The sequence below is a fragment of the Microcoleus sp. genome, from assembly GCF_049646505.1.
Lineage (GTDB): Bacteria > Cyanobacteriota > Cyanobacteriia > Cyanobacteriales > Microcoleaceae > Microcoleus.
This window is the reverse complement of record NZ_JBARVX010000247.1, coordinates 1-2,056: the sequence shown is the minus strand read 5'-3', so window position 1 is coordinate 2,056 and position 2,056 is coordinate 1. Positions and strand designations below refer to the sequence as shown.

Sequence of the window (2,056 nt, the reverse complement as noted above, 5' to 3'; positions counted from 1 at the left end):
GGGGGGGTAAAATCAAATGAGATAAATCCATCGCTGTGCAAAAAATGCAGGAATTTAGTTGCAAAAAAAGGATTGCCTTTGGTTTTGGCAAAAATGATTTCTGTCAAAGGCTTTGACCTTTCTATTGGACAAGCAAAGGTATCCGCAATCAGGCGATTTAGGGAAGGTTGGTCTAGGGGTGCTAAAGTAATTTGATTGATTGTTGCCGACTCTTTGCGAATCTCATCCAAGGTTAGCATCAATGGATGAGCGGGAAACACTTCATTATCTCGATATGCTCCCATTAACAACAGATAGCGGGTATCTGTTTCAACCATCAACAATTGTATTAGTTTTAATGAAGCCGAGTCTGCCCACTGCAAATCGTCTAAGAAAATCACTAAAGGATGTTCTTTCGTAGCGAATACTCGGATGAACTTTTGAAATAATAGATTGAAGCGATTTTGAGCGGCAACTCCTTCGAGTTCTGCCACTTGTAGCTGCTTGCCGATTAGTCGTTCTAATTCAGGAATTATGTCAATAATAACCTGACTATTTTCGCCTAACGCTTCTAATATTTTGACTTGCCAATTATGCACCTCACCAGGACTTTCGGTGAGTAATTGTCGGATTAAATTCTGGAAGGCTTGCACCCAAGCTGAAAATGGAATATCGCGCTTGAATTGGTCGAATTTTCCTTTGATGAAGTAACCGCGCTGGCGGACAATGGGTTTGTGAACTTCGTTGACAACGGCGGTTTTGCCGATGCCGGAAAATCCCGCCACCAGCATGATTTCGGAAGTACCTTCGCTGATGCGATCGAATGCTTCTAATAAAGTTTTGACTTCGTTTTCTCTACCGTAAAGTTTTTCGGGAATGGTGAAGCGATCGCAAATATCCCGATTCCCCAAATTAAATTCGCTAATTTTCCCGTTTTCTTGCCATTCCTGCCAACATTGTGCCAAGTCGTAGCGCAGTCCAGCAGCACTTTGATAGCGCAATTCTGGAATTTTTGCCATCAATTTTATGATGATTTTATTGACCATTACTCCAATAGCTGGAACTAGCTCAATTGGAGGAGTTGGTATCTTGGCAATATGACAGTGAACCACCTCCATTGGGTCAGTTGAGTTAAATGGTAATTGCCCTGTTAGTAGCTCGTAAAATGTAACTCCCAGCGAGTAAAAATCAGTGCGGTAGTCGATACCCCGATTCATTCTTCCGGTTTGTTCCGGAGACATATAAGCTAGGGTTCCTTCTAAGACGTTTGGATTTTGGATTTGCTGGTTTTCTCTGGGTAGAAGTGAGGAAATGCTGAAGTCAATTATTTTTACTTCTTTGGTTTTAGGGTTAATGATAATATTTGGGGGCTTGATATCTTTGTGAATAATTCGGTTGTGGTATAATCCTTCTATGGTTTGGACAATCTGAATCGCGATCGGCAGAAATTCATCGATCGCTAGGGGCGATTTATCTGGAGAGAAAACATCAGAATTGCTTGCTGAATCGCCCAAATTATTCGCTTCAGGATTAGCAGTGTACTCAGCAAGGGAAACACCGCCAACATCCGGCATTACCAGAGCAAAAGCATTGCGGTAGTTTAAGAGTGCAATGGGTTTGACAATTCCCGGAAGGTCAAGATTTTTGGTAATGGTGTACTGATTCCGAAACTGTACGAGTTCGCTAAAAGTGGGATACTCGCTCAATAGCAGTTTGATAATTACTTTTTGGTTTGACTCAGAAAGTCCTCGATAAACCTTGGTTCTAGAGCCATTGTAGATTTGCTCAATCAGGCGATAGCCGGGAACTGTTAACGTTAACATACGATCTATCCTGTTGAAGAAGGTTAAATTAAGATTTTATAGATGCTACCGGAGGCTGAAATTATTGAGTTTTTAACTTTTAGACGATCGCGCTGGAGTTAGATAGGTTTTTCGTTATTATTGTTAATTTTTTGACAAGGGCTAAATGACACCCGATGAAAGGGGGATGCACCGCAACGTTCTAATCCCAATTTATGTTTTTTTGTACCATATCCTTTGTTGTTTGTCAAGTCATATTCGGGATACTTAACAGC

At 41.1% G+C, this 2,056-nt stretch carries 1 protein-coding gene; it reads right to left on the bottom strand.

Translation table 11 applies throughout. The annotated features are described in order from the left end of the window. Nucleotides 1-1,802 (bottom strand): AAA family ATPase (locus tag WBA89_RS13295; protein ID WP_424407091.1); only part of this gene is annotated, 1,802 nt, incomplete at its 3' end. Nucleotides 1,803-2,056 lie beyond the last annotated feature (254 nt).